This window comes from Phreatobacter sp., assembly GCF_052440005.1.
Classification (GTDB): Bacteria; Pseudomonadota; Alphaproteobacteria; order Rhizobiales; family Phreatobacteraceae; genus Phreatobacter.
In genome coordinates this window covers 1-5,795 of sequence record NZ_JBQVQL010000156.1, presented here as the reverse complement: position 1 = coordinate 5,795, position 5,795 = coordinate 1, and the positions used below count along the sequence as shown (strand labels likewise).

The window sequence follows — 5,795 nt, the reverse complement described above, 5'->3', positions numbered from 1 at the left end:
TGCCGATGTCCCGCCCGTCCAGCACCGCGCCGCCCGCCTGGGCAGCAAAAGCGCGCTGCAGGTCGAGGAGCGCGCGCCGCACCGGCCCGTGGGCGGCGACCACGGAGGCGGCCTCGCCCGCCTCGCGGGTGCGCAGCCGCTCCGCGTCGAGGTCGGCGAGGTCGAGGTTCTCGGCGATGACCTGGGCGATCTCGACATTGTCGAGCGGGAAGCCGCGGTCGCGCATGATCTGCCCGACGCCGCGATAGAGCAGGCCGGTGTCGAGATGCGGCAGGCCGTAATGGGCGGCGATGCGGCGGGCGAGGGTGCCCTTGCCCGAGGCCGCCGGTCCGTCGATGGCGATGATCACGAGAAATCCGCCCCGAGGCCGCGCATCAGGCCGACGAAGTCGGGGAAGCTGGTGGCGATGAAGGCGGTATCGTCGACGCGCATCGGGTGGGCCGTGGCGAGGCCCATGACGAGGAAGCTCATGGCGATGCGGTGGTCCATGTGCGTCTCGACCGTGCCGCCGCCCGGCGCCTTGCCGTCGCCGGCGACGATGAGGTCGTCGCCCTCGATGGTGTGGGTGACGCCCGCCGCCGCGAGGCCCGCCGCGACCGCCGCCAGGCGGTCGGATTCCTTCACGCGCAGCTCGTGCAGGCCGCGCATCCGCGTCGGCCCTTCGGCGAAGGCGGCCGCGACCGCCAGGACCGGATATTCGTCGATCATCGAGGGGGCGCGATGCGCCGGCACGTCGACGCCGCTGAGGCGCGACCCGTGCACCCGGAGGTCGGCGATGTCCTCGCCCGATTCCACCCGCGGGTTCAGAACCTCGATCTCGGCGCCCATCTCGATCAGCGTCGTGATCAGGCCGGTGCGCAGCGGGTTCATCATCACGCCGGTGACGGTGACGTCGGAGCCGGGGACGATGGCAGCGGCGACGATGGGGAAGGCGGCGGAGGAGGGGTCCGCCGGCACCACCACCGGCGCCGGCTTCAGCTCCGGCCGCCCGACGAGGTCGATGCGCCGGCCGTGCGCGCCATGCGGCGTCACCGTCACCTCGGCGCCGAAATGGGTCAGCATCCGCTCGGTGTGGTCGCGCGTCGCTTCCGTCTCGATGACCGTGGTGATGCCCGGCGCGTTGAGGCCGGCGAGCAGTACGGCGGATTTCACCTGCGCCGAGGCCACGGGCGACTCATAGGTCACCGGCACGGCGTCCTTCGGTCCCTGGATGGTGATCGGCAGCCGCCCACCCTCGCCCTGCTCCACCACCGTGACGCCGAACAGCTCCAGCGGGTCGAGGGCCCGGCGCATCGGCCGCTTGCGCAGCGAGGCGTCGCCGTCGAAGGTCGCGCGGATCGGATGGCAGCCGATGACGCCCATCATCAGCCGGCACCCGGTTCCGGCATTGCCGAAGTCGAGCGGCTCTGTCGGCTCCTTCAGGCCGCCGACGCCGACGCCCTGCACCCGCCAGGCCCCCGGGCCGGTGCGCTCCACCGTCGCACCGAGCTGGCGGCACACCTTCGCCGTGTTGAGGACGTCTTCGCCCTCCAGCAGCCCGGATATCGTGGTTTCGCCCACGGTCAGAAGCCCGAACATCAGGGCCCGGTGGGAAATGGACTTGTCGCCCGGCACGGTGATGTGGCCGGTGAGGGCGGCGCCGCGGCGCGAGGTCAGCGGTGTCTTTATCTCGGAGGCGCTCAAGGTGGGATGGTCCCGTCCGTTCGAAAAACCGGTGCCGCGCTCTATCCCGCGCCGCAAGCCTCTTGACAAGCCGGGGCTCTGCGTCCAACTGACCCCCCTTCAAACGAAGTGCGATCTTTTCAGGGAGTCCGCCGTGGCGAGACCCGAACTCGGCGTGAAGCGCATCTGCCCCACGACCGGCAAGAAATTCTACGACCTGAACCGCGACCCCATCGTCTCGCCCTACACGGGTGAGGTGCTGCAGCGCGTGATGTTCGAGCCCGCCCGCCGCGGCTCGTCCGCCGCCGCCGCCAAGGTTGCGCCGCAGCCGGACGAGGAGGATGCGGAGCTCGAGGTGCAGGACGCCGAGCTCGTGAGCCTCGAAGAGGCGGACGAGGAAGAAGCGTCCCCGGCCAAGGCCGCGACCCTCGACGACGACGTGGACGTCGACGTGGAGGATGCCGCCGACGACGACGACACCTTCCTCGCCGAGGACGAGGATGAGGACGACGGCGACGTCTCCGACCTCATCGGCGATGCCGCCGACGACGAGGACGACCAGTAAGGCTGCAGCCGGGCCGGCGGGCGTTCAGCGCCCGCGGCCCTTGCGCTCCGGCCGTTCCGGGCGTATGTGAGGGGCCGACTTCGGTCATTCATACACCCTCATCGATGGCGATCGTGAGAGTGGGTTCCTGCGGGGACCCGCTCTTTTTGTTTCAGCCGCCGGCGAGGCCAGTTTCGGAGCGTCGATTGTCAGCGGAAGAGCCGCGCATCACCGATGAAGTGCCCACCGAGGCGAATGCCCCGGCGGAGGCCGATCCGCGCCTGATCGTCGAGAGCGGCGTCGCCGCGCGCGTCGCCGCCATCGTCGGGCCGGTGCTCGAGGGCCTCGGCTTCCGGCTGGTGCGCGTGCGCATCTCCGGCTCGCAGGCCGGCGGCTCCACGCTGCAGATCATGGCCGAGAGGCCCGACGGCACCTTCACCATCGACGACTGCGAGGCGACGAGCCGTGCGCTCTCCCCGGTCCTCGACGTCGAGGACCCGATCGCCGCCGCCTACAACCTCGAGATCTCCTCGCCCGGCATCGACCGGCCGCTGGTCCGCGTCGGCGACTTTGCCCGCTGGGCCGGCTACGAGGCGAAGATCGAGATGGCGGTCGCCCAGGACGGCCGCAAGCGCTTCCGCGGCTTCATCCTCGGCGCCGAGGGCACGGGCGCCAAGATCCGCCGCACCGACGTCAAGGGCGACGAGCCCGCCGAGATCGTCCTGCCCATCGAGGAGATCGGCGAGGCGCGCCTCGTGCTCACCGACGACCTCATCCGCGAGGCGCTGCGCCGCGCCAAGGCCGCCGGCCGCGCCATGGACGAGGACGAGGAGGACGAGGACTTCGACGGGGACGCCGGGGAGGCTGAGGACGCCACCGACGACACCGAACTCGTCATCGTCCGCCCCGGCACGCCCCGTCCGGTCCGTTCCGCTGAGGCGCCGAAGAAGAAGCCGTCGCCCGGCACGCCCTATTCGCGCGGCCCCAAGCCCAAGGGCCCGGGCCGCTACGCCAAACCCAAACCATCCCGCTAGAGGGGAACGACCCATGGCCGTTTCGGCAAACCGACTGGAACTGCTGCAGATCGCGGATGCGGTGGCACGCGAGAAGCAGATCGACCGCCAGATCGTCCTCGAAGCCATGGAGGATGCGATCCAGAAGGCGGCGCGCTCGCGCTACGGTCAGGAGACCGAGGTGCGCGCCGAGATCAATGCCAAGTCCGGCGAGATCCGCCTGTCCCGCCTGCTGCAGGTGGTGGACGAGGTCGAGAACGTCGCCACCCAGATCGCCACCGAAGAGGCCCGCCGCAAGAATCCGGCGGCCCAGCCCGGCGACTGGATCGCCGAGACCCTGCCGCCCTTCGACTTCGGCCGCATCGCCGCCCAGTCGGCCAAGCAGGTCATCGTCCAGAAGGTCCGCGAGGCCGAGCGTGACCGCCAGTTCGACGAGTATAAGGATCGCGTCGGCGAGATCGTTTCGGGCCTCGTCAAGCGCGTCGAATACGGCAACGTGGTCGTCGACCTCGGCCGCGGCGAGGCGATCATCCGCCGCGACGAGCTGATCCCGCGCGAGATGTTCCGTAACGGCGACCGCGTCCGCGCCTATCTCTTCGACGTCCGCCGCGAGCAGCGCGGGCCGCAGATCTTCCTCTCCCGCACCCATCCCCAGTTCATGGCCAAGCTGTTCGGCCAGGAAGTGCCGGAGATCTATGACGGCATCGTCGAGATCAAGGCGGTCGCCCGCGACCCCGGCTCGCGCGCCAAGATCGCCGTCGTCTCCCGCGATTCCTCCATCGATCCCGTGGGCGCCTGCGTCGGCATGCGCGGCTCGCGCGTCCAGGCGGTCGTCGCCGAACTGCAGGGCGAGAAGGTCGACATCATCCCCTGGAACCCGGACATCGCCACCTTCGTGGTCAACGCCCTGGCCCCGGCCGAGGTCGCCAAGGTCGTGCTCGACGAGGACCGCGAGCGTATCGAGGTGGTCGTCCCCGATCCGCAGCTCTCGCTCGCCATCGGCCGCCGCGGCCAGAACGTGCGCCTCGCCTCCCAGCTCACCGGGTGGGACATCGACATCCTCACCGAGCAGGAGGAGAGCGAGCGCCGCCAGGCCGAGTTCGAGGCCCGCACCAAGCTGTTCATGGGCGCCCTCGACGTCGACGAGGTCGTCGGCCAGCTGCTGACCTCCGAGGGCTTCCGCTCGGTCGAGGAGATCGCCTATGTCGAGCTCTCCGACCTCGCCTCCATCGAGGGGTTCGACGAGGAGACCGCGCAGGAGCTGCAGCGCCGCGCTCTCGACACCATCGCCCGCATCGAGGCCGAGCACGACGCCCGCCGCAAGGAGCTCGGCGTCGCCGACGACCTGCGCCAGGTCGACGGCCTGACCACCGCCATGATGGTCAAGCTCGGCGAGAACGACGTGAAGTCGCTCGAGGACTTCGCCGGCTGCGTGCCGGACGACATCGTCGGCTGGACCGAGCGCAAGGACGGCCAGTCGGTGAAGAACGCCGGCTTCCTCGACGGCTTCGAACTGACCAAGGACGAGGCCGAGGCCATGATCATGCAGGCCCGCGTCAAGGCCGGCTGGATCGAGGCGCCCGAGGCTGCCGAAGAGGCCGGGGCCGAGACGGCCGAAGCCGAAGCCTGAGCCGGGGAGATGGGCGGGAGTGGTCATCGCGGTGGAGAACGACGCGCCTGAGCCGACGCTGGACGGCGGGCCCCTGACGGGGCGCGCCGGCAGCGAGCGCACGTGCATCGTCAACCGCCGCGCCGGTTCGCCGGAGGGCCTGATCCGCTTCGTCCTCGGTCCCGACGGCGCCGTCGTCCCCGATCTGAAGGCGCGCCTGCCCGGCCGCGGCGCCTGGGTGACCGCCACCCGCGCGGCGATCGCCGAGGCGGTGCGGCGCAAGCTCTTCGCCCGCGCCTTCCGCACCGACGTCGTGGCTCCCGCCGACCTGGCGGACCTCGTCGACCGGCTGCTGGAGGCCCAGGCCCTCGCCTCGCTCTCGCTCGCCAACAAGGCGGGCGCCGTGGTGGCGGGCTTCTCCAAAGTGGAGGCCGCGCTCGGAACAGATACCGCCGCCGGCCTTATTCACGCCGCGGATGCCAGCGATGATGGCGTTCGCAAGCTCGGCCAGGTCCTGCGTCGCATCTATGGCGACGAGCCGGATAACGTGCCGCGGGTGACGGCGTTCACCTCGCTGCAATTGGATTTGGCATTGGGGCGCATGAATGTGATACATGCTGCGCTGCTCGCCGGCGGGCCGAGCGAAAATGCACTCGCGAGATGCACGGCCCTCGAGGTCTACCGCACCGGTGACGTGACCGGAGGCAGTCCTCCGGCTTCCGTCAACGAGCCGAAACACCGAATTTCCAGGACCCAGCCGCCTGGGGCAGGACCAGAACCGAATGACCGATGAGAAGACCTCCGGCGACAAGACCATCAGCCTGACGGGGAAGACCCTCAGCCTGAAGAAGCCCGCCGGTAACGAACAGAGCATGGTTCGCCAGAGCTTCAGCCACGGCCGCACCAAGACGGTGGTGGTGGAGAAGGTCTCGGCGAAGCCGCGCTCGTTCGCGCCGCCGCGTCCGGC

7 protein-coding genes are annotated in these 5,795 nt (G+C 70.3%); 5 read left to right on the top strand and 2 right to left on the bottom strand.

From position 1 onward, the window contains the following. A partial coding sequence (locus ACT6XY_RS22295; protein ID WP_444750499.1) for a (d)CMP kinase occupies positions 1–349 on the bottom strand: 349 nt, incomplete at its 3' end. After that, complete coding sequence (gene aroA, locus ACT6XY_RS22290) at positions 346–1,683, bottom strand: 3-phosphoshikimate 1-carboxyvinyltransferase (RefSeq protein ID WP_444750498.1); 1,338 nt, start codon at positions 1,681–1,683, stop codon at positions 346–348. The genes ACT6XY_RS22295 and aroA, both read right to left, overlap by 4 nt. Positions 1,684–1,816: 133 nt before the next feature. On the opposite strand from aroA, the gene ACT6XY_RS22285 reads away from it, so the two are divergent. The 5 genes from ACT6XY_RS22285 to ACT6XY_RS22265 form a co-directional block, all read left to right on the top strand. After that, on the top strand, positions 1,817–2,227 hold the full coding sequence (locus ACT6XY_RS22285) for a TIGR02300 family protein (protein ID WP_444750497.1): 411 nt from the start codon (positions 1,817–1,819) through the stop codon (positions 2,225–2,227). Between the two features lie 206 nt (positions 2,228–2,433). Then, positions 2,434–3,240 carry a ribosome maturation factor RimP gene (gene rimP / locus ACT6XY_RS22280; protein ID WP_444750500.1) on the top strand — a complete coding sequence of 269 codons (807 nt, stop codon included), beginning with the start codon at positions 2,434–2,436 and terminating at the stop codon, positions 3,238–3,240. A 13-nt stretch (positions 3,241–3,253) separates the two neighbouring features. Further along, positions 3,254–4,849, top strand: coding sequence for a transcription termination factor NusA (nusA, locus tag ACT6XY_RS22275; protein WP_444750496.1), 1,596 nt, complete (start codon positions 3,254–3,256; stop codon positions 4,847–4,849). 19 nt (positions 4,850–4,868) lie between these two features. Beyond that, on the top strand, positions 4,869–5,621 hold the full coding sequence (locus ACT6XY_RS22270; RefSeq protein ID WP_444750495.1) for an RNA-binding protein: 753 nt from the start codon (positions 4,869–4,871) through the stop codon (positions 5,619–5,621). Then, a partial coding sequence (locus ACT6XY_RS22265) for a translation initiation factor IF-2 associated domain-containing protein (protein WP_444750494.1) occupies positions 5,611–5,795 on the top strand: 185 nt, incomplete at its 3' end. The genes ACT6XY_RS22270 and ACT6XY_RS22265, both read left to right, overlap by 11 nt.